This window comes from Acetivibrio sp. MSJd-27 (assembly GCF_018918095.1).
Lineage (GTDB): Bacteria > Bacillota > Clostridia > UMGS1840 > HGM11507 > HGM11507.
On record NZ_JAHLPV010000012.1, the window covers coordinates 23,979 to 43,939 of the forward strand.

General features: G+C 40.3%; 24 protein-coding genes. 20 read left to right on the forward strand and 4 right to left on the reverse strand.

The window, feature by feature from the left end; genetic code table 11:
- Positions 1–38: 38 nt before the first annotated feature.
- From spoIIIAC to KQI32_RS06070, 7 genes are all read left to right on the forward strand, one after another.
- Positions 39–233, forward strand: a complete 195-nt coding sequence (spoIIIAC, locus tag KQI32_RS06040; protein ID WP_177691577.1) for a stage III sporulation protein AC — start codon at positions 39–41, stop codon at positions 231–233.
- Positions 234–244: 11 nt separating this feature from the next.
- The gene (locus KQI32_RS06045) at positions 245–622 is read left to right on the forward strand and encodes a SpoIIIAC/SpoIIIAD family protein (protein WP_216424322.1); all 378 of its coding nucleotides are present in this window, start codon (positions 245–247) and stop codon (positions 620–622) included.
- 21 nt (positions 623–643) lie between these two features.
- Positions 644–1,777 carry a stage III sporulation protein AE gene (locus KQI32_RS06050; protein ID WP_216424323.1) on the forward strand — a complete coding sequence of 378 codons (1,134 nt, stop codon included), beginning with the start codon at positions 644–646 and terminating at the stop codon, positions 1,775–1,777.
- Between the two features lie 11 nt (positions 1,778–1,788).
- Positions 1,789–2,241 carry a stage III sporulation protein AF gene (locus tag KQI32_RS06055; RefSeq protein ID WP_177691574.1) on the forward strand — a complete coding sequence of 151 codons (453 nt, stop codon included), beginning with the start codon at positions 1,789–1,791 and terminating at the stop codon, positions 2,239–2,241.
- A gap of 10 nt (positions 2,242–2,251) precedes the next feature.
- Positions 2,252–2,785, forward strand: coding sequence for a hypothetical protein (locus KQI32_RS06060; protein ID WP_177691573.1), 534 nt, complete (start codon positions 2,252–2,254; stop codon positions 2,783–2,785).
- Positions 2,786–2,801: 16 nt separating this feature from the next.
- Positions 2,802–3,353 carry a SpoIIIAH-like family protein gene (locus KQI32_RS06065; RefSeq protein ID WP_177691572.1) on the forward strand — a complete coding sequence of 184 codons (552 nt, stop codon included), beginning with the start codon at positions 2,802–2,804 and terminating at the stop codon, positions 3,351–3,353.
- Between the two features lie 225 nt (positions 3,354–3,578).
- A complete protein-coding gene (locus KQI32_RS06070) occupies positions 3,579–4,658 on the forward strand; it encodes a glycosyltransferase family 2 protein (RefSeq protein WP_177691571.1) in 1,080 nt (359 codons plus the stop codon).
- Between the two features lie 22 nt (positions 4,659–4,680).
- On the opposite strand, the gene KQI32_RS06075 is transcribed toward KQI32_RS06070, so the two are convergent.
- The 4 genes from KQI32_RS06075 to spoIIID form a co-directional block, all read right to left on the reverse strand.
- Entirely contained in the window at positions 4,681–5,286 is a 606-nt protein-coding gene (locus KQI32_RS06075; protein ID WP_177691570.1) for a hypothetical protein, read from the reverse strand.
- A 15-nt stretch (positions 5,287–5,301) separates the two neighbouring features.
- Positions 5,302–6,069 carry a type III pantothenate kinase gene (locus KQI32_RS06080; protein WP_216424324.1) on the reverse strand — a complete coding sequence of 256 codons (768 nt, stop codon included), beginning with the start codon at positions 6,067–6,069 and terminating at the stop codon, positions 5,302–5,304.
- A gap of 10 nt (positions 6,070–6,079) precedes the next feature.
- Complete coding sequence (locus KQI32_RS06085; RefSeq protein WP_216424325.1) at positions 6,080–6,709, reverse strand: ECF transporter S component; 630 nt, start codon at positions 6,707–6,709, stop codon at positions 6,080–6,082.
- Positions 6,710–6,906: 197 nt separating this feature from the next.
- A complete protein-coding gene (gene spoIIID / locus KQI32_RS06090) occupies positions 6,907–7,158 on the reverse strand; it encodes a sporulation transcriptional regulator SpoIIID (protein ID WP_177691567.1) in 252 nt (83 codons plus the stop codon).
- A 153-nt stretch (positions 7,159–7,311) separates the two neighbouring features.
- Between spoIIID and KQI32_RS06095 the strand changes: the two genes are divergently transcribed.
- The 13 genes from KQI32_RS06095 (at position 7,312) to KQI32_RS06155 (ending at position 19,913) form a co-directional block, all read left to right on the forward strand.
- Complete coding sequence (locus tag KQI32_RS06095; protein WP_177691566.1) at positions 7,312–7,965, forward strand: trimeric intracellular cation channel family protein; 654 nt, start codon at positions 7,312–7,314, stop codon at positions 7,963–7,965.
- Between the two features lie 288 nt (positions 7,966–8,253).
- Positions 8,254–9,630 carry a tRNA (N6-isopentenyl adenosine(37)-C2)-methylthiotransferase MiaB gene (miaB, locus tag KQI32_RS06100; RefSeq protein ID WP_216424345.1) on the forward strand — a complete coding sequence of 459 codons (1,377 nt, stop codon included), beginning with the start codon at positions 8,254–8,256 and terminating at the stop codon, positions 9,628–9,630.
- A gap of 40 nt (positions 9,631–9,670) precedes the next feature.
- Complete coding sequence (locus KQI32_RS06105; RefSeq protein ID WP_177691565.1) at positions 9,671–10,066, forward strand: YlbF family regulator; 396 nt, start codon at positions 9,671–9,673, stop codon at positions 10,064–10,066.
- A gap of 88 nt (positions 10,067–10,154) precedes the next feature.
- Positions 10,155–12,746 carry a DNA mismatch repair protein MutS gene (gene mutS, locus KQI32_RS06110; protein WP_216424346.1) on the forward strand — a complete coding sequence of 864 codons (2,592 nt, stop codon included), beginning with the start codon at positions 10,155–10,157 and terminating at the stop codon, positions 12,744–12,746.
- Positions 12,747–12,837: 91 nt separating this feature from the next.
- Positions 12,838–14,703: a DNA mismatch repair endonuclease MutL gene (gene mutL / locus KQI32_RS06115; RefSeq protein WP_216424326.1), complete on the forward strand. Its 1,866-nt coding sequence runs from the start codon at positions 12,838–12,840 to the stop codon at positions 14,701–14,703.
- Positions 14,704–14,706: 3 nt separating this feature from the next.
- Positions 14,707–15,633 carry a tRNA (adenosine(37)-N6)-dimethylallyltransferase MiaA gene (gene miaA / locus KQI32_RS06120; protein ID WP_177691563.1) on the forward strand — a complete coding sequence of 309 codons (927 nt, stop codon included), beginning with the start codon at positions 14,707–14,709 and terminating at the stop codon, positions 15,631–15,633.
- Positions 15,634–15,671: 38 nt separating this feature from the next.
- On the forward strand, positions 15,672–15,914 hold the full coding sequence (gene hfq, locus KQI32_RS06125; protein ID WP_177691597.1) for an RNA chaperone Hfq: 243 nt from the start codon (positions 15,672–15,674) through the stop codon (positions 15,912–15,914).
- Positions 15,915–15,932: 18 nt separating this feature from the next.
- On the forward strand, positions 15,933–17,219 hold the full coding sequence (locus tag KQI32_RS06130) for an HlyD family efflux transporter periplasmic adaptor subunit (RefSeq protein ID WP_177691562.1): 1,287 nt from the start codon (positions 15,933–15,935) through the stop codon (positions 17,217–17,219).
- Between the two features lie 11 nt (positions 17,220–17,230).
- Positions 17,231–17,941 (forward strand): YggS family pyridoxal phosphate-dependent enzyme, encoded by a 711-nt coding sequence (locus tag KQI32_RS06135; RefSeq protein ID WP_177691561.1) that lies wholly within the window; start codon positions 17,231–17,233, stop codon positions 17,939–17,941.
- A gap of 1 nt (position 17,942) precedes the next feature.
- Positions 17,943–18,395 carry a cell division protein SepF gene (locus KQI32_RS06140; RefSeq protein WP_177691560.1) on the forward strand — a complete coding sequence of 151 codons (453 nt, stop codon included), beginning with the start codon at positions 17,943–17,945 and terminating at the stop codon, positions 18,393–18,395.
- Between the two features lie 14 nt (positions 18,396–18,409).
- Entirely contained in the window at positions 18,410–18,673 is a 264-nt protein-coding gene (locus tag KQI32_RS06145) for a YggT family protein (RefSeq protein ID WP_177691559.1), read from the forward strand.
- Position 18,674: 1 nt separating this feature from the next.
- Positions 18,675–19,445: an RNA-binding protein gene (locus KQI32_RS06150; RefSeq protein WP_216424327.1), complete on the forward strand. Its 771-nt coding sequence runs from the start codon at positions 18,675–18,677 to the stop codon at positions 19,443–19,445.
- 27 nt (positions 19,446–19,472) lie between these two features.
- Positions 19,473–19,913, forward strand: coding sequence for a DivIVA domain-containing protein (locus KQI32_RS06155; RefSeq protein ID WP_177691557.1), 441 nt, complete (start codon positions 19,473–19,475; stop codon positions 19,911–19,913).
- Positions 19,914–19,961 lie beyond the last annotated feature (48 nt).

Sequence of the window (19,961 nt, forward strand, 5' to 3'; positions counted from 1 at the left end):
ATTGAAATGTTTGGAAAAACACGAAGGAGGAAATCAAAATGGATGTGGATTTGATTTTTAAAATTGCTGCCATCGGTATCATTGTTGCAGTGCTGAATCAATTATTGGTTCGTTCCGGAAGAGAAGATCAGGCAATGCTTACCACACTGGCGGGCCTTGTTGTCGTGATGTTTATGATGGTCAATCAGATTGCCAGTCTTTTTACGACAATCAAAAGCGTGTTTGGACTTTAGCGATGGAACTTTTGTTCAAGATTATAGGAATTGCATTCTGCAGTGCCATGCTCAGCATACTTTTAAAAAAAAGCAATCAGGAATTTGCACTGGCTGTTACCATAGTGACTTCTGTTTTGATTTTTACAATGATATTCAATATGCTAAAGGATGTATTTGTTCAAATCAAAGCAATCGCCGGTCTGGGCGGCGTAGATCTATCTTACTTGGGGATTATCATTAAGGTAGTTTCAATCGCGTATCTGAGCGAGTATGCCAGCGCTGTTTTGGAGGATGCAGGGGAATCGGCCATTGCCAAAAAGGTGGAACTGGCAGGAAAGAGCATTATATTTTTTATGGCGCTTCCAATCATCGAATCCTTATTCAAATTGATCATTGCGCTGTTCTAAACGAAAAGTACAGGTGATAAAATGGGAAAAATACAAAAGAGTCTTTTTGTTTTTTTGCTTCTGGGCTTTCTTTTTTTTAATGTTCAGGCAAGTGAAAAAACACAAGCACAGGAAAATTTGGAAAATCAAGCTTATGATGCTTTAAAAAAAATAGACAGCGGTGAAACCTTCAGCTTCTATGACATTTCGCGGCAACTGACAGAGGAACCGGAGACATTTCGCATTCAGAGTATTCTAAAACGGTTTGTCCAGCTGCTTTTAGGGGAAATATATGAAGCGGCAAAGGTTCTGACAAAGCTGATATTACCAATTCTTTTATTTGGAATTCTTCAGTCGATGCAGCTGAAAAAGAATGGCCAGACCGTATCCAATGCGGCGCTGATGGCATGTTATGCTATGGTGTGCGGTGTTTGTATCACGGTTTTTTACAATATGGCGGATTTAGCGCAAAATACAATGACAACTTTGGATGTGTCTGTAAAAGGATTGATCCCTATTCTTTTTTCTGTGATCGCTGCAGGAGGTGGGTTGACACAGGCTGCTTTGGTGCAACCGACGATATTTGTCGCCTCCCAGGTACTGGTCATTATTATCCATCAGTTTCTTTTTCCAATGATTCTGTTCAGCTTCGCGCTCATCATCACCGATCATTTTTCAGAGACTGCGAGATTAAAGCTTTTTGGGGATTTATTACATAAAGTCATCAAATGGGTTCTGATATTTTCCCTTACCATCTTTGTGGGGATTATCACAGTACAAAGTATTGCGGGCAGTTCCATAGATGCGGTGAAGCTCAAAGGTGCAAAATATGCTGTCAACACTTTTATACCACTGGTTGGGGGAACGTTGGCAGAGGCTTTGGAATCCATCGGCGGATCGGTTATGCTGATTAAAAACACTACGGGTATGGCGGGAATCATCGGTATTATTCTGCTTTGCCTGGTTCCTGTCATCAAAATCTTTATGGTGGTATTTATTTTCCGGCTGACCGCCGCAGTATGCCAGCCAGTCAGTGATGAGCGTTTCTGCACACTGCTTAACAGCATTGCAGACAACATCAGTCTGATCGGCATCTGTATACTTTGCATGGCAGTTGTCTTTATCTTGTCCATTGCCATAACCATTGGAACAGCAAACACTGTACTTTTACTTTAGAAGGTGACAAAATGGAAAACATTTCTCTTTGTTTTAAAATACTGATCGGTATCTCCTTTCTTGCTGTGCTGGCGGATATGCTTATGCTGGAAGGGACCTTTAAAAAATATGTGAGGAGTATTTTGGGGCTTGTTATGCTTCTGGTCATGATAAATGCCTTTACAGGAATCAAAAATATTTCACTGGATTTCTCCCTGCTGAACGAGGCGGATGCGGCAGAGGAAGTACAACAGGGAATTACAATTGATCTTTTTCAGGATGTGAAGCAGAGAATCGAGGAAAAAATCATCACAGCATTGACGCAAAAAGAAATTTCTGTTCCGGAGATTGATGTAACGCTCGATAAGGACTTTCATTTGACTTCAGTTTCGCTTAAACTGCAGCGGACGGAGGATACGCGCCGGGCGCAAAAAATTCTCACAGAGGAATTAAAAATAGATGATAAAATCATTTCATTCTATTAGGGAGGTACGAATGGAAAGAAAGAATATACAGGAAAGCTTGCGGACTTTCTCAGAAAAAATCAAAAAGAACCATTTCATGCCCATTGTAGTCATTGCGCTTATCGGAATCGTTCTTCTTCTGTTCGGAAGTTCTTTTTCTTCTGCGAAACCCAATTCAGCGGAAAAAACTGTCTCCTCCGCAGCAGAGAGAATTGAATCAAAAGAAATTGAAAAGATGCTTACGCATATTCCCGGCGTCTCCAAAGCGTATGTTCTGATTTCTTATGAGGATGATGGAAAACTGGAATATGCCTATGATTATAAAGAGGATTTCGCCAAAAAAGAGGAGGGAAACGTGCAGGAAAATACAGACAATAAAATGGTGATTACCAGGCAAAATGGGGATGAAAAACCTGTTGTCGTAAGGCAAATCAGTCCCGGCATCAAGGGGGTGACAGTCATTGTGCAGGGGACGGAAGAAACAGCCTTAAAATATAAAATTTATAATGCGGTGAAATCTGCATTGGGCGTCGACGCTCATAAAATTGAGGTGATTTTAAATTGAAAAGGAGTAACATGCTATGATGATATTTAAAAAAAGACAAATTGTGACGGTGACTTTGGTAGCCTTGCTGGTTGTGGCGGGATATTTGAATTTTGTGTATCTGGGAGAATCGCCGCAGGAAGATGGGCAAATGGTGTCCGGCATAGGGCATGAAGCGGAAAACGAAGATAACATAAATTATGGTGAGGCAAAGTTTGTGACCAATATGGATGGAGCAAAAAATGATTATTTTAATGAGACAAAGTTAAGCAAAGAAAAGACAAGGAGTGAATCAGTTGCTCTGCTGAAGCAGGTGACAGATAATCCAAGTGCAAGCGCCGAGGAGAAAAAACAGGCTCAGCAGAAAATGATACAAACAGCGCAAAATATTGAAAAGGAGGGAGCGGTAGAAAATATTCTGAAGGGAAAAGGGTTTGCAAATGTCAGCGCTTATATATCAGAGGATTCCATTACAGTAGCTGTGCTGACAGAAGGATTGAATCCTACCGATGTGGCGAAAATCCGGGATGTTGTTATCAGCGAAACGAAATTAAAAGCGGATAAAATTAAAATTATGGAAATTAAGTAGTATACGGGAAATGCTTCCTATGAAAGAGTGAAGAAATCGTCATGGAGTTTTGAGAATTCCATGACGATTTCTTCGTTTTCCTAAAAATACTTCTTCATTTTTCATACCCTTACAGCAGCATTTTCTGCAATCGGCCTTCCGGATTGCAGAAGTGGAGGGGATTTAACACTTTTTTCACTTTTCTTTCATATATTAAATTATCCTATATGATGAGAAGGAGATATTATGCAGACAATTAGCCTTTGTATGATTATAAGGGATGAAGAGGAGGTGCTGGCGCGCTGTCTTGACAGTATCAGCGATTTGGTAGATGAGATTATTATAGTTGATACCGGTTCCCTCGATAATACCAAAGCAATTGCAGAAAGATATACAAATCATATCTATGACTTTCCGTGGATTGACGATTTTTCCGCTGCCAGGAACTTTGCTTTTTCAAAAGCAACAATGGATTACTGTATGTGGCTTGATGCGGATGATATCCTGACACAAACGGACAGAGAACTGTTTCGAAAAATGAAAAAAAGTTTGGATGGCTCTGAGGATGTGATTATGATGAAATATCATGTAGCATTTGATGAAAAAAATAATCCGACTTTTTCCTATTACCGCGAGCGTATTTTAAGACGGGCTGCAGGTTTTATATGGGAAGGTGCTGTCCATGAGGTGATTGCTCCAAGAGGAAAGATCCTTTATTCAGAAGCGGCTGTTTCCCATAAAAAGATGCGTCCGGGAGATCCGCAGAGAAATATCAGAATATTTGAAAAACTTCTTGCAGATGGGAAGGAGTTAAATCCCCGCCAACAGTTTTATTACGGGCGGGAACTGTTCTATCACGAGCGGTATCAGGACTCCATTGCCATGCTTGAAAATTTTCTGAACGAAAAAAGGGGCTGGCTCGAAAACAATATTGAAGCCTGCATGCAGCTATCAGCCTGTTATGAAAAAATAGGGGATACCGAACAACGGCTTTGTTCCCTTTTTAAAAGCTTCATTTTTGATACGCCCAGAGCGGAAATATGTTGTGGAATCGGCAATTACTTTTTTGAGTTGGAAGAATATAAAACAGCGATATTTTGGTACGAGCTTGCAGCGGCCTGTGTGAAAAATGAAACATCCGGCGGATTCGTAATGCTGGATTGCTATGATTATATTCCCTATATACAGCTTTGCGTTTGTTATGACAAAATGGGAGATCTGCAAAGTGCTGAGCGCTATAACGATAAGGCGGGAGAGGTGAAGCCCCATGATGCTGCCTATCTTCAAAATAAGGAATATTTCCGAAAGATGAGAAAAAGGCCCTGATTTTCAGGGTCTTTTTCTCATTTTATTCAGAAAACATTTCCTCTTCAGAAGCAGTTTGCATATCTATTGGAATTTTATTTCGAAGAATGAAAAAATAAATGCTTTGATAAAGCGGAACAAACATACCCAGAAGCATATGAAGTAAAGCTTTATTGTCATCCTGATATCTTTTATGTATGTTATAGCGGACCAGTCCCGTTATCAGATTGACAGCGGTTCCGCCGATTATAGCAAGCAGCATAATAATTACGATAAATCCAATCATTCCGCTTATCAGTGCCTGCACGGCAGCAGGGGATTTATCCAAATAATCGGCGGATCCTTGAAGTGCTATAGAAATAATGAAAATAATGTAAACGGTGAAGAAGACAGCGTAAAAAATGATGGGTATCAGCAACATCCAGAGACCAGGATTCTTCCACTCCTTTTTCCCTATTTTGAGAGATTCTCCGGCGAGGCGGCCCTGAAGATAGTTGGATGCGACTGGAATAAAAGCCAGCCAGGCATAAGACAAATTTTGCTGTTTTGCGATGCCGTACATTCCAAGCCCTTTGAGCAGATAGCCGGCTAACCCAACGATAAGATAGAGGCCCAGAAAGATAATGTAAAACAGAATCAATCCATTCATAACAAATTCTCCTTTTTAAATATTATTTTTTTGAAAAAGAATATAGAGTCCTTTCAATAGTAAATGTTCATCATATATAATTTTATTTTTGCAATGAGGTACAATAAATTTGGAGAGTCCGCCGGTAGCCACTGGAGTTACTTTGCTTCCCAATTCCTCCTCTACGCGCTGTATCATACCATCTACCAAGGAAGCATTGCCGTATATCAGGCCGCTTTCCATACATTCCACAGTGTTTTTTCCGATCACGTAATCCGGCTTTTCTAAGGCGATATGAGGAAGCTGAGAGGTGTTTTGCGCCAGCGCCTCCACAGATATTTTAATTCCGGGCACGATCATACCTCCTAAAAAAGAACTGGATTTGTCAATAACCGACATTGTTGTTGCTGTTCCCATGTCAATAACCATAACGGGAGCATTATAGCAGGTCACTGCTGCGACGGCGTCAACCACTCTGTCGCTTCCCAGCTGAGCTGGATTTTCCACCAGAATCTTTAAACCGGTTTTAATGCCTGGACCGACCAGCAACGCATTAATCCCCGCTGCTTTTTCAATCGCTTTGTGAATGATCCCGGACAAGGCGGGGCTGACAGAGGAAATGATTGCCCCTTCTATTTTACTGATACTTATTCTACGGGAGAAAAGAATATTTTTTAGATACACTGCATATTCTTCATGGGTTCGCTGTAATACAGTTGCAACACGGGCAACAAATTCCACTTTTTTTTCAGAAACGGCAGCAAAAACAATGTTGGAGTTTCCGATATCTGCTGTTAAAACCATATAAACACCTTCATTTTTTTCTCTTTAGAGCAACAATTAAAGCGGCGGCAATTGGAGTTACAATAAGAGCTGCAACAACAGCCTCCAAAACACCATTGAAGGAAATAACATATAAAATTGCATCATAGAGAATACTTACATTTTTATTTGTCGCTGCGGCATAGCTGTCAGAGAAAAACAAATAGATCATATTCATGACCAATATGGTATTCGTCATGGAACCTAATATAGTCGAGAAACCGTAACCAATGTATTTATTCCAACGGCGTTTTTCAAAAAAATAATTCACCCAGAACGGAATAATTCCAACGAGAATACGGGGAATAAAACAGATCAGGAGACTTGAAAAATTTCCCTGTGTGCTTCCAATTGTACCGAATGGAGTGAAAACGAAAGAGGTAGCGGTTGGATTGAGTGTATTCATAATAAGGCTTGTCAATCCGAATACAAATCCTAAAAAAGCTCCCTTTTTCGGTCCCAGTAAAATGGAACCGAGGATAACGGGAATGTGAATAATAGTAACCCGTGTTATTCCCAATGGGATATAACCGATCATCGGTGTAAATGCCAAAATAACGATGATTGCTGTGAACATGGATAATTGAGCCATGCCAAGAATTCTTTCATTTCTTTTTATCATAAATATTCCTCCTGCTGCTGTTCCAATCGGATACAGCGCATATTTTCTTTAACATTATATAAGAAAAACATTTATATTGCAAGCGCAGAAAAAAATTATTACAATAGAAAAAGCCTCCTTTTCTGTATCCGAACGAAAGGGAGGCAGAATGGCTTAAATATGAAAGAGCCTAACGCACATTGAGCCGGTTCTTAAGTTTAAACCTTGTGGAAATGTTTTTCTTTTGTGGCAAGACCGCCTCTTATATGGCGCTCTGCCTTATTCTTATCAAGAACAGTCCGCGCTTGGTTGAATAAATCTCGGTTGATTTTATATAATCGTTCTGCAATATCTTTATGTACTGTACTTTTACTGACACCAAATTGTTTGGCAGCGTCTCGAACGGTAGAATTTTTTTCGATAATGTACTGAGCCAGCATAACGGCCCTCTCTTCGATATTACCTTTCAATGCGATCGACCTCCAATTTCGTTAATTCTCTATAAATATATGAGGTCGTCTTTCTTTATATGACTCAAAACAGAAATGAAAATAATTGATTTTATCATTCAAATTTGTTATAGTAAAAATATTGAGGATTCTATAAGCGGAGGGATAAAGACAATGGACAGGGAGGAAATCACTTTTATATTTGAAATGCTGGCTGCAATTGCTTTTGGTTTCTCAGGCGCTTTTCTTGCCATACGGAAACGGTACGACTTATTTGGGGTGATAACACTTGCTGTTATTACTACGGTTGGCGGTGGTCTGATGCGCGACTTGATCATCGGCAAAATTCCTCCGGCTGCATTTGTTCACCCAAGCTATGTGATCGCCGGTTTGATTTCAGCTGTGATCACTTTTCTGTATTTTCAATTTTTGGACAACAAGGTAAAACGCCATATTTTTAACCGCATTGCCTATTGGATTGAATTGTTTGATGCAATCGGCCTTGGGCTTTACACAATGCTTGGCGTTCAGACAGCTGCCGATTATTGGCCTAAAAATCCTTTTTTGGTTATCGCCGTAGGCGTATTGACGGGGGTTGGGGGTGGCCTGATGCGGGATGTTTTGAGCCGAACGGAACCTTATATTTTTAAGAAGGAGCTCTATGCAATCCCATCTATTATCGGAGCAACACTATTTTATTATACCCGCTATTGGGGTGACTATAATGTCAGTTACTATGGCTGTGCGCTGTTTGTCTTTGCAATACGGATGCTGGCTGTAAAGTATAAAATCAAGCTTCCTGCAACCCAATATCGAAAGAGTCAATGACGAAAAATAGAGAAACATTCTTTCTATAGGGATGTTTCTTTTTTACTGCAGGACATATCTATTACACCGTTCTCCGCTTCTGCAAGCGATTGGATACCACTTTATGAGTAAATGGAGGACATCGAAAACTTTTAGGAGGACTTTTACTTTGCAAAAGCGTTTTTATCTTGTTATAAATAGGGGAAAAAAGCTTGTACTTTAAAAGCGGTTATGATAAAATAAAAATATTAATTTAGATGGGTGATATGATTGAGCAATCGTGAAAAAATTGTTGTTTTAGAAAAAGACATGGAGATTCAGAAAAATTATATAAAACAAATTAAGGAATATATTGGAAAGTCAAAAAAGATTCCAACCGCTTGTGTGCAAACATTTGGCTGTGCGCAGAATGAAAATGATTCGGAAAAACTGAAAGGTATGCTTTTGTCAATGGGATATGAATTGGGAAATGAACCGGAAAAATCTGATCTTATTCTGTACAATACCTGTGCAGTGCGAGCCGGAGCGGAAGACAGGGTGTTTGGAAATCTTGGAGCACTGAAACATTTAAAAAGAAAAAAAGAAGACTTATTGATTGGTATCTGCGGCTGCATGATACAGGAGGAACAAGTGGTTGAGCGTTTGAAGAGCAAGTACAAACATGTCGACATGGTGTTTGGAACCCATACTCTTCATAAGTTTCCTCAAATTCTGTATGAGACATTGGAACAGCAGCACCGTGTCATTGCAGTGGAGGATTCCGATGGATATTTGGTGGAAGGAATTCCGCAGAAGCGGGAAGATCCTTATAAAGCAGGAGTATCCATTATGTATGGCTGCAACAACTTTTGCTCTTACTGTATTGTTCCCTATGTGCGCGGAAGAGAGCGCAGCAGAGACAAAGAAGATATCCTGAGGGAATGTGCGCAGCTAGTACAGGACGGGTACCGGGAAATTACACTGTTGGGGCAGAATGTGAATTCTTATGGAAATGACTTGGACAGCGGGATTGACTTTGCGGATCTTTTAGGGGAGATCAACCGCATTGAGGGGATTAAGCGCATTAAATTTATGACCTCCCATCCCAAGGATATTTCGGACAAGCTGATTGAGACAATGGCAGAGTGTGAGAATGTCTGCGAGTATCTGCATTTGCCTTTTCAGGCGGGAAACAATCGTGTTCTTCAAAGGATGAACCGGAAATATACAAAGGAACATTATTTGTCCATTATTGACAAAGTGAAAAAGGCGATGCCGAATATCACGCTCACCAGTGATGTGATAGTCGGTTTTCCTGGGGAGACAAACGAGGAATTTCTTGATACGCTGGACGTCATCAGACAGGTGGAATTTGACAGCTTGTATACCTTTATTTTCTCTCCAAGGGAGGGAACTCCTGCGGCGAAGATGGAGGATGTTTTAAGCCGTGAGGAAAAACAGAAAAATTTTCAAACCTTGGTAGATTTGCAAAATCAAATTTCAAAAAAGAAAAATGATGCCTATGTCGGGAAAACCGTTGCGATTCTGGTAGATGGAGTAAGTAAAAATAATCCGGAAATGATGGCGGGAAGAACAGAGGGCAATAAAATTGTCAATTTTGAGGCTAAAACAGCCAAACCTGGACAGATTGTCCCTGTTAAAATCACCAAAGCACAGACATGGGCCTTAATCGGTGAAGAAGTGTAGTAAAATAATTTTTCAACACAAAAATTTGGAGGAGATTGAAATGGAAATTTTGAAAAGAGCAGAAGAACTGGGAAAACTGATCCGTGAAACACCCGAATACCGCAATGTTGTTTTGGCGGGGGAAATTCAGTCGAAGGATGAAGAAGCCGTCAAATTGATCGATGCATATAATGAAGAAAGAAATCAGATTGCACAGAGAATGCAGAAGGAAGAACTTTCCGATGAGCAGATGGGCGAGCTGCGGCTTCAGCTTGAAAAATCTTACGGAAAACTTTTGGAAAACACGGTGATCAGCACCTATGTCAAAGCCTTGGATAAATTTAATGAACTGGAACAAAGTGTTTATAAAACGATTTCAGATACCATTTTGGGCAATCAGGGCGGTTGTGCTTCCGGCGGCTGCAGTTCTTGCAGCTCCTGTTCCGGATGCCATTAATTTGGCAGAAAAAGCAAATCTGAAAAAAGGGTGGAAAATCTTGCCAAAGTATGATTTGAATGAACTTCTTGAATCCAGCATCACACCGATGATGAAGCAATACTTGAATATCAAGATAAACAATCAGGATTGTATCCTGTTCTATCGGTTGGGTGACTTTTATGAGATGTTCTTTGACGATGCGATCACCGCTTCCAGAGAACTTGAACTCACCTTAACCGGGCGTGACTGCGGCCTTCCGGAAAGAGCTCCTATGTGCGGTGTCCCATATCATGCGATGGATGGGTATATTGCAAAGCTGGTGGCAAAAGGATATAAGGTTGCAATTTGCGAACAGCTGGAAGATCCCAGCACAGCAAAGGGAATTGTGAAACGCGATATTATCCGTGTGGTCACACCTGGAACGGTAACCGATCCAAAAATGCTGGATGAGACAAAAAACAATTACCTTGCTTCCATGTATCGTGAAGATGTTTTTACCTGTATTATCTTTGCAGACGTCACAACAGGCGAATTGACGATCAGTCCGATTATTGTAGGAGATGACTTAAATAAGCTTTACTCGGAGATTTCCAAATTCTCGCCTTCTGAGATTCTAGTCAATGCAAAGATGGCATCCAATCAAAAAATGATGGAGGAAATCCGCCAGCGCTTTGTCACAACAATTGATATCAAGGATGACAGCTTTTATCAGTTTGATAAAGCTGTTGCGGCGGTAGAAGGCCGTTTTGGAAAAAAGCTGATTTCTGAGAAAGGAATTGCTCAGTCGGCTGAAACGGTTTTAGCGCTCTACGCATTGCTGGACTATCTGGAGGACACGCAGAAGAATGAACTGAAGCACATCAATGATGTAGAATGTGTTAATGACAGCCTGTTTATGGAGATCGATCTCTCCACCAAACGGAATTTGGAATTAACAGAAACCATGCGTGAAAAAAAGAAAAAGGGCTCCCTTCTGTGGGTTTTGGACGATACGAGAACTTCTATGGGGGCACGGCTTCTCCGGCATTTTATCGATCGTCCGCTTGCTTCCTACAACCTAATTAACGAAAGGCTGAATGCGGTAGATGAGTTATTTTCCGGTCATTTTATGCGGGACGGTATCCGTGAGACATTGTCTGGTGTGAACGATATCGAACGGCTGGCTTCCAAAATATCCTTTAAAAGTGCGAACGGCCGGGATTTGGTTAGCCTAAAAAATTCTTTGAAATGTATTCCTGCGCTGAAAGAGACGATTATACAAAGTCAGGCAAAGATGCTTCAGCAGATATGCTGTGAGCTGGATCCGCTGGAGGATGTGACTTCTATTCTGGACATGGCAATTGTTGACGATCCGCCTTTTACTGTTAGAGAAGGCGGTATTATCAAGGATGGTTATCATGACGGACTTACCGAACTCAGACGAGCGATGCGCGAGGGGAAAGATTGGATCGCTCAGGTCGAGCAGGAAGAGAAAGAAAAAACGGGAATTAAAAATCTGAAAGTGGGATATAACAAGGTATTTGGCTATTTTCTGGAGGTGACAAAATCCTATCAGAATTTGGTTCCTGATTATTTTATTCGAAAGCAGACTTTGGCAAATTGTGAGCGTTACATTACTCCGAAACTGAAGGAAATTGAAAACGTTGTGTTGGGGGCGGAAGAAAAGAGTGTCGCTCTCGAATATGAAATATTCTGTCAGGTTCGTGATGTGGTCTATGACAATATGCTTCGGATTCAAAAGACAGCTCGGGCGGTTGCAAAACTGGACTTTTTGCAGTCCCTTGCCAACGTGGCTTATAAAAACAACTATACAAAGCCTATCATAACCAACGACGGCATTATTTCCATCAAAAACGGAAGGCATCCCGTAGTGGAAAAAATGCTGACCGATTCGCTTTTTGTACCGAATGGCACTCTGCTGAATCTAAGCAGTGATAATTTTGCGATTATCACAGGACCGAATATGGCGGGAAAATCTACCTATATGCGGCAGGTTGCATTGATTGTGCTGATGGCTCATTTAGGGAGCTTTGTGCCGGCTGACAGTGCTGCGATTACCATTGTGGATAAGATTTTCACAAGGGTTGGCGCATCGGATGATCTGGCCAGCGGTCAGTCTACTTTTATGGTGGAGATGAACGAGGTATCCAATATTCTAAAAAACGCTACGGAAAACAGTTTGCTTATTCTGGATGAAATTGGACGCGGGACCAGTACCTTTGATGGTCTTTCCATTGCCTGGTCTGTGGTGGAATACATTACGAAAAAAATCGGTGCGAAAACCCTGTTTGCCACCCATTACCATGAGTTAACTGTGCTGGAAGAACGGCTGAAGGGTGTTAAAAATTACAGCATTGCGGTTAAAAAACGCGGGGATGACATCACGTTTCTCCGTAAGATTGTGGATGGCGGCACTGATGACAGTTTCGGAATACAGGTTGCTAAGATCGCAGGGGTTCCCAGTGAGGTTATCAGGCGTGCAAAAGAGGTTGTCAAAGTGCTGGAATTGAATGAAATCACATTCGATGCCTCAAAAGTGAAAAAAGAAGAGACAGAAGAAGAACAACTGGATCTCACTCAAATGTACGACAATGAAATTATTAAAGAACTCCAAAAATTAGATGTCACCACATTAACCCCGATTGAAGCACTCAATAAACTATTTGAATTTTCAAAAATGGCAAAAAATATAGGTTGAAGGAAAATGCGGAAGAAGCGTGGCTTTGAAGCGGAAAACGCAAAGTGCTGGCAGAAGAAAATCTTTGCGGATGGAATAGAAGGTGAATTGTATGGCAAAAATTAAAGTACTGGATAGTTTGATTGCGAATATGATCGCGGCCGGAGAAGTTGTGGAACGTCCATCTTCCGCTGTGAAAGAGTTTATAGAAAACTCGATCGATGCGCATGCAACCCGCATCAGCATAGAGATCGCAGACGGAGGAAAAACTTTCATTAAAGTCACTGACAACGGTGACGGGATGGAGCCGGAAGATGCCAAGAATGCTTTTTTGCGTCATGCGACCAGTAAGATTCGGACAAAGGACGATTTAAGCTATATCGCCACTATGGGATTCCGGGGCGAAGCGCTAGCCAGTATTGCAGCGGTATCCAAAATTGATCTGATAACCAAAAGGGAAGAGGATATATCCGGCTTTCATTTGATCTTGGAGGCAGGCAAGATTGTTTTGGAAGAGGAAATCGGCGCTCCTAAGGGAACGACAATTACAGTTACGGATTTATTTTACAACACACCTGCCAGAATGAAGTTTTTGAAGAAGGATGCGACGGAGGCTGCCGTGATTCGGGAAACAGTAGAAAAGCTGATATTATCCAAGCCTTTTATCTCCTTCCGATTGTTAAAAGACGGAAGAGAACAGCTCTTTTCTGCGGGAGACGGCAATCAGCTGAATAATATCGCGACCATCTATTCCAAAGAGGTTGCCTCTAACTTAAATGAAGTGCATTATGAATCAAACGGAATTCAGATTATCGGCTTTGTAGGAAATGAAAATATTTTGCGGCCAAACCGAAAACAACAGACTTTTTTTGTCAATGATCGCTGTGTCCGCAATAAAATTTTTTATGCCGCAGTGGACGAGGCTGCAAAGGAAAAGGCTACCGTCGGAAAATATCCATTCGTCCTGCTGAATATCGGCGTGGATTATGACAAGGTAGACGTCAATGTTCATCCCACTAAGGCGGAAGTGAAATTTACAGATGAGAGAAGCATATACGGCAGCATCTGCCAGGCAGTTTCGGAAGCTTATCAGGTAAAAGAACTGGTTGTTTCGGCAAGAGAGGACTATGAGGATAGAACCTTTTCTTCGCCTCAGTTTGAAAACAAAGCTTTTTCATTTCAAATCCCTGAAAAAATGGAGAATGAAATACATCGGCAGAAAGAATCCGTTATCTTTAAAGAGGAGAACTCTGCTCCAAATACCCTTCATCTTACAGAAGTCAGTGAGCCGTTTCTGGAGGCTGATACCACGGAGTTTAAAGCGTTCAAACCGAAAATCCGTGAAGATCACCGTGACTTTGTCCAGAAGGTGACAGAACACGGGGAAGAAAAAAATGAATTTAAGATAGACTACCGTATTGTAGGTCAGATATTTGATACCTACATTGTGATTGAAAAAGAGAAAAAAATGATGTTGCTCGATCAGCATGCGGCCCATGAAAGGCTGAATTATGACAAAATTGTTGAAAATCTGAAAAACAGCCAGACAATGAGTTCTTTGCTGCTGGTTCCATACACTGCAAGACTTACTCCTGCGGAATATGAATGTGCTCTGGAAAATTTAGATTTTTTTAAACAATGCGGTTTTGATATTGAGGATTTCGGAAACAACTGTATCCTTGTACGGGCGGTTCCATTTGATTATGAAAGAGAAAATATTCAGGATATTTTGATCGAACTATGTGATATGCTGGACAGCTATAAAAAAGAGCCCATAGCTTCAAAACAGGAAAGGGCGCTTTATACGATAGCCTGCAAAAAATCCATTAAGGCGAATAAAAAGCTCAGCATTCTCGAAATGGAAAAGCTGGTGAATGATGTTTTTGTTTTACAGGAAAAAAACACGTGTCCTCATGGACGGCCGCTTTTTGTTACGTTTGATCAGTACTTTATCGAGAAACAGTTTAAGAGAGTGTGACAAATGAATCAGTTAATCGTTGTAGCGGGACCAACTGCTTCGGGGAAGACCAGTCTGTCCATTCAGCTGGCAAAACAACTAAATACGGAAATTATTTCAGCAGATTCTATGCAGATTTACCGCTATATGGATGTTGGATCTGCGAAACCTACAGCGGAGGAAATGGATGGCGTTGTTCATCATTTGATCGACGAAGTTTCTCCCTTTGAGGAATTCAGCGTAAAGCAATATACCGATCTTGCAAAAAAAGCTATTGAAGAGATACAGAGCAAAGGAAAGATTCCAATCATCGTAGGAGGCACAGGCCTTTTTATCAATTCCGTTATTGATAACATTGCATTCTCTGAGACAGAGAATGATGAAAATATCCGCAGAGAGCTAAATCAATATGCAAAGAAAAACGGCAATCAGGCTCTTCATAAAATATTGGAAGAAATTGATTATGACAGTGCGGAAAAAATACATTATAATGATGTGAAGAGAACCGTCCGGGCGATTGAAGTATTCCGCACTACCGGAGTTCCGATGAGTGAACATATCAGGCGCTCCAAAATGCTTCCTTCGCCTTATGATTTGTTTTACATTGGTCTTACCATGGACAGGACTGTTTTATATGAAAAAATTAATCAGCGTGTTGATAGAATGATGGAGAACGGTTTACAGGAAGAGGTAAAAAAGCTTTTATCCATGGGGCTTGATGATTCGTATCAATCTATGCAGGGGATTGGCTATAAGGAACTAATCTGGTGTCTGCAGGATAGAATGCCATTGGAAAAAGCGATAGAGATGATCAAACAGGAATCCAGGCGTTACGCGAAACGACAGTTGACTTGGTTTAAGCGGGACAAGCGGATTCAATGGTTCGATTCTTCGAAACCTCGGCTTACAGAGCGAGTAACAGGGCAGTTAAATGAATTTATTCATAAATAATAAGAAGAAACAGCCGTAAAACGGCGGAATGGAGTGTCATCATGAAGACAAATATGAATTTGCAGGATGTATTTTTAAATTTGGCAAGAAGAGAAAGGGTAAATGTCTCTATTTTTCTTGTCAATGGCTTCCAGTTAAAGGGATCTGTGCGCGGTTTTGATAATTACACAATTATTCTGGAGAGTGACGGAAAGCAGAGTATGGTATATAAACATGCTGTGGCAAGTATTGTACCTTCCAAGCCACTTGAAAATATCCTTTCACAGAATCCGGAAAATTAAGCTTGGGGCTGATGAAAAGTGAATGAGAATCAGGCAAACAAGAATGTAAGAAAAAAAAACAGAAAAAAAAATCAGTTTTTTGTAGTGCTTCTGCTGGGAATTGCTGCAATTTTTCTGATCTCCTTTTTATCCCTTCAAAACGGCTCTCTTAAAACTTCCACGGCGATGCTTGACAGTGTCGAGGATAAAATAAGCAAGGCAGGGATTCTTGCGTTTGACGAGGAACTCTTCACATCTTCCAGCGATGGAGAGGCTCTTTTTATGTATCCTGATGGGCAGAGGATTGTCAGCAAGGTTAAGATCGCAACCGTATACAAGGGAAGTATAGATGCTGCTACAAAAGATAAACTGATGGTGGCAAACAACAATATTAAGCAATCGGAAACGCGGTTGAATAATAAAGTAAATATGCCCAGCGATCCAGCTATGGCGAAAAAAGAAGTTTCAACAATATCCAACAGCCTGGCAGTGGAGACTGACGAATTTGATTACAGTAATGTTTATAAATATAAAAATGATATCATTTCCCGGATTGATTACATCAATGCTCAAAGCGGGAAAGAATCCCTGGAGACAAAAAATATAGAACAGCTGAAAAATGAGATCTCGGCGATTGAGAACTCCATCAGCTATGAAAAAAAGCAGTATTATAACACACAGACAGGAATTTTTTCCACTAAAATAGATGGCTTTGAAAATGTGATCAATCACAAAAATGTGAAAGATTTAAAAGCTTCTGACTTAAAGTCTATCATGTCTATGAAACCGGAAACAAAATCAGGTGTTGTGGCAAATCAGCCATTTTGTAAAGTGATCAATAATTTCAGATGGTATATTTCTGGAATTTTTACGCAGGAAGAACTCGGTCAGCTAAAAGTAGGGAGTTCCGTGAAAATTCGTATACCCGGGTTATCAGCAGTGGCTGTGCGTGGCACCATTTCTTCCATTTCTGAACCGGAGGATGAAAAATATGCGGTAACAATCAGCTCAGCCGATTACATAGAAGGACTGTTTGAAGCCAGAAATGTGGAATTTGAGCTGATTAAAAAGGATTGCAGCGGTTTCCGTATTCCACAGCAAGCGTTGACGATAGTAGACGGTGAGGAAGGCGTATTTGTCATCCGCAGCGGTGTGGCAAAATTCCGTCCTGTCAAAAAGGTATATGAAGATAAAAACTTTATTCTTTCTGAAAAAGAAGCGTCTTCGGAAGTTGGGGATTCTTCGGGAATCGTGCTTTACGATTTGATCATTTTGGAACCGGAAAAAGTTTATGAAGATAAAATAATAAAAGGCTATTCAACATAGGAGATGGTTTTATGAGCCAAGTTTCTGAAAATTACCGTTATATCCTTGAAAGGATAGAGCAGGCTTGTTTTGTTGCCGGAAGGGATCCGAAGGACATCCTGTTTCTTGGCGTGACAAAAACAATTGACTGTGAAAAAATTTCGGAAGCGCTAAACTGCGGCATTAAGGCAATCGGAGAAAACAGAGTTCAGGAATTTCTCGAAAAGTATGACCGTCTAAAAGAAAAAAACATTTCATTCCATCTGATTGGCCATCTGCAGACCAATAAAGTGAAATATGTTGCAGACAAGGTAGATATGATAGAATCCGTGGATTCTATCAAACTGCTTCGCGAGATAGATATGCAGGCGGAAAAACACGGGAGAAAGATGGATTGCCTTATTGAATTAAATGTTTGCAAAGAAGCTTCTAAATTTGGTTTGATGCCTGAAAGGCTGGAAGAATTTTTATATGAGGCAGCTTCTTTTCAAAATGTATCTATCCGGGGATTAATGGCGATTCCTCCTGTTTTTACCGATGAGAAGACACAAAGATCAATATTTTATAAATTATATCAAATTTTTGTTGACATAAGGGACAAAAAAATAGATAATATAAATATGGACTATCTGTCCATGGGTATGTCCCTTGATTACTACTACGCTATTTTAGAAGGCGCTAATATTGTAAGAATCGGGACAGCACTGTTCGGAAAAAGAGAAATAAAAGTGGAGGGTGTTTAAAATGGCAAACTTTTTTAAAAAAGCAATGACCTTTGTCGGCCTTGCAGAAGAAGATGAAAATTTGGAAGAGCAGGAAGAGTTAAATCCAATCAAAGAAGTCAATACCGATTATACCCCGTCTTCCAGTTCAGGAAAGAAAGGGAAAATCGTAAATATTCATACAACAACCCAGCTAAAAGTGGTTGTACATAATCCGGATTCTTTTGAAAATGCAAGAGAGATTGCAGATCATTTGAAGGCAAAAAAACCGGTTGTCATCAATTTGGAGAATGTGGAAATGTCTATCGCTAAGAGGATTATTGATTTTCTTTCCGGATCTGTTTATGCTCTCGACGGAAATATTCAGAAAATTGCAGACAGAATTTTCTTGATTGCTCCTTATAATGTTGGTATTATGGGAGGCGATTTCAAGAATGAAATCAAAAATAAAATTGTTTTTCCGTTCAACAATTAATTTAGGGAGTTTTTATGCGGACAGTTGTATTAATCCTTTCTTTGTTTTTTCGGTTTCTGGAATTCATGGTTGTTATTGAGTGTCTTATGTCCTGGATTCCGCCGATTCAGAACACAAAGTTTTATTATCTTGTTACAAAATTTAACTATCCTTTTTTGGAGCCGATCCGGCGAGTCCTCAGAAGGCTTATGCCGGGCGGATTTATGATTGACTTTTCACCGATTATTTTGTTTGCGCTGATTGTAATGGTTCAGCGTCTGCTTGTTATAGCATTGTGATATGTTTGATCGTGAAAAAATACTAAAATCTGCCAGTGGCAGTGAGGATAGGCTGTTTTTTTCAAAGATAATTGATCGGATTTCTTCTACCGAGAAAAAAGGATATACCACATACTGCGGTTTTCTCGATCCAAGGCAACAAATGCTATTAAAGCGTATAGAACCCGAGTTACCTGTTTCGTTGCTGTTGTACGGAGGTTATCAGGCTGCAGAACGGCAAATGGCCGCTTTTTATGAAAGAATACCGGAATGGAATGAATTCCCGATTTCTATTTTGGAAGGGAAGGCAAGAGAAATTTCCTCTTTTTCTCATCGGGATATTCTCGGGTCCCTCATGGGACTCGGGCTCAAAAGGGAGAAGATTGGGGATATTCTCATAGATGAGACAGTTAAAATAATAGTCAGTGATGATGTTGCGCAGTATATTCTTTTTCATTTAGAAAAAATCGGAAACCGTAATATTCAGGTTGATTATTATACGAGAGTTCTCACTGCACCGGAAAGAAAGCAAAAAATCATACGCGATACAGTAGTTTCTCTTCGATTGGATACGATATGCGCAGTTGCTTTTGGAATTTCGAGATCCAGTGCAGTGAAGCTGATTCAACAACAGCGGGTTTTTGTGAATTATGAAATGATTGATAATGTCAGCCATATTTTAAAAGGCGGTGACATTCTTTCTGCAAAAGGATATGGAAAGGCGGAATTTGATCAAGTAACAGGGAAGAGCAGGAAGGATCGTTATATTATTGTGATGAAAAAATATATATAGTGACAGTGGAACAGGGGGCTTATTTTAATGCTAACGCCGATTGATTTTGACAATAAAGAATTCAAAAATGCGTTTAATGGTTATAACAAGGATGAGGTGGACGATTTTTTATCGCTCGCAAAAAGCGAATTTGATAAAATATACCGAGATAACATTGCGCTGAAGGATAAAATCAATATGCTGACCGAGGCGATTAAGGAATATAAAAATATGGAGGCCGCCTTACAGAATACAATTGTCACGGCAAATAATATCGCCGAGGAAGTAAAGCGTACCGCACAGCTAAATGCGGAAAATTTGATGAAAGAAGCTGAAAACAAAGCCAAGGAAGTTTTGTTGCAGGCACAAAAAGAAATTACGGATATCAGGGGAAAGCATGAAACGCTGATTCAGGATTACAATGCGTACAAAGCGAAAATCCGCAGTATTGTAGAAGCACAGATAAGAGTTCTGGAAGATTTAGAATAGTGCAGGACACAGTGTAAAAATACTGTTACCTAAAAATATAATTTCGCT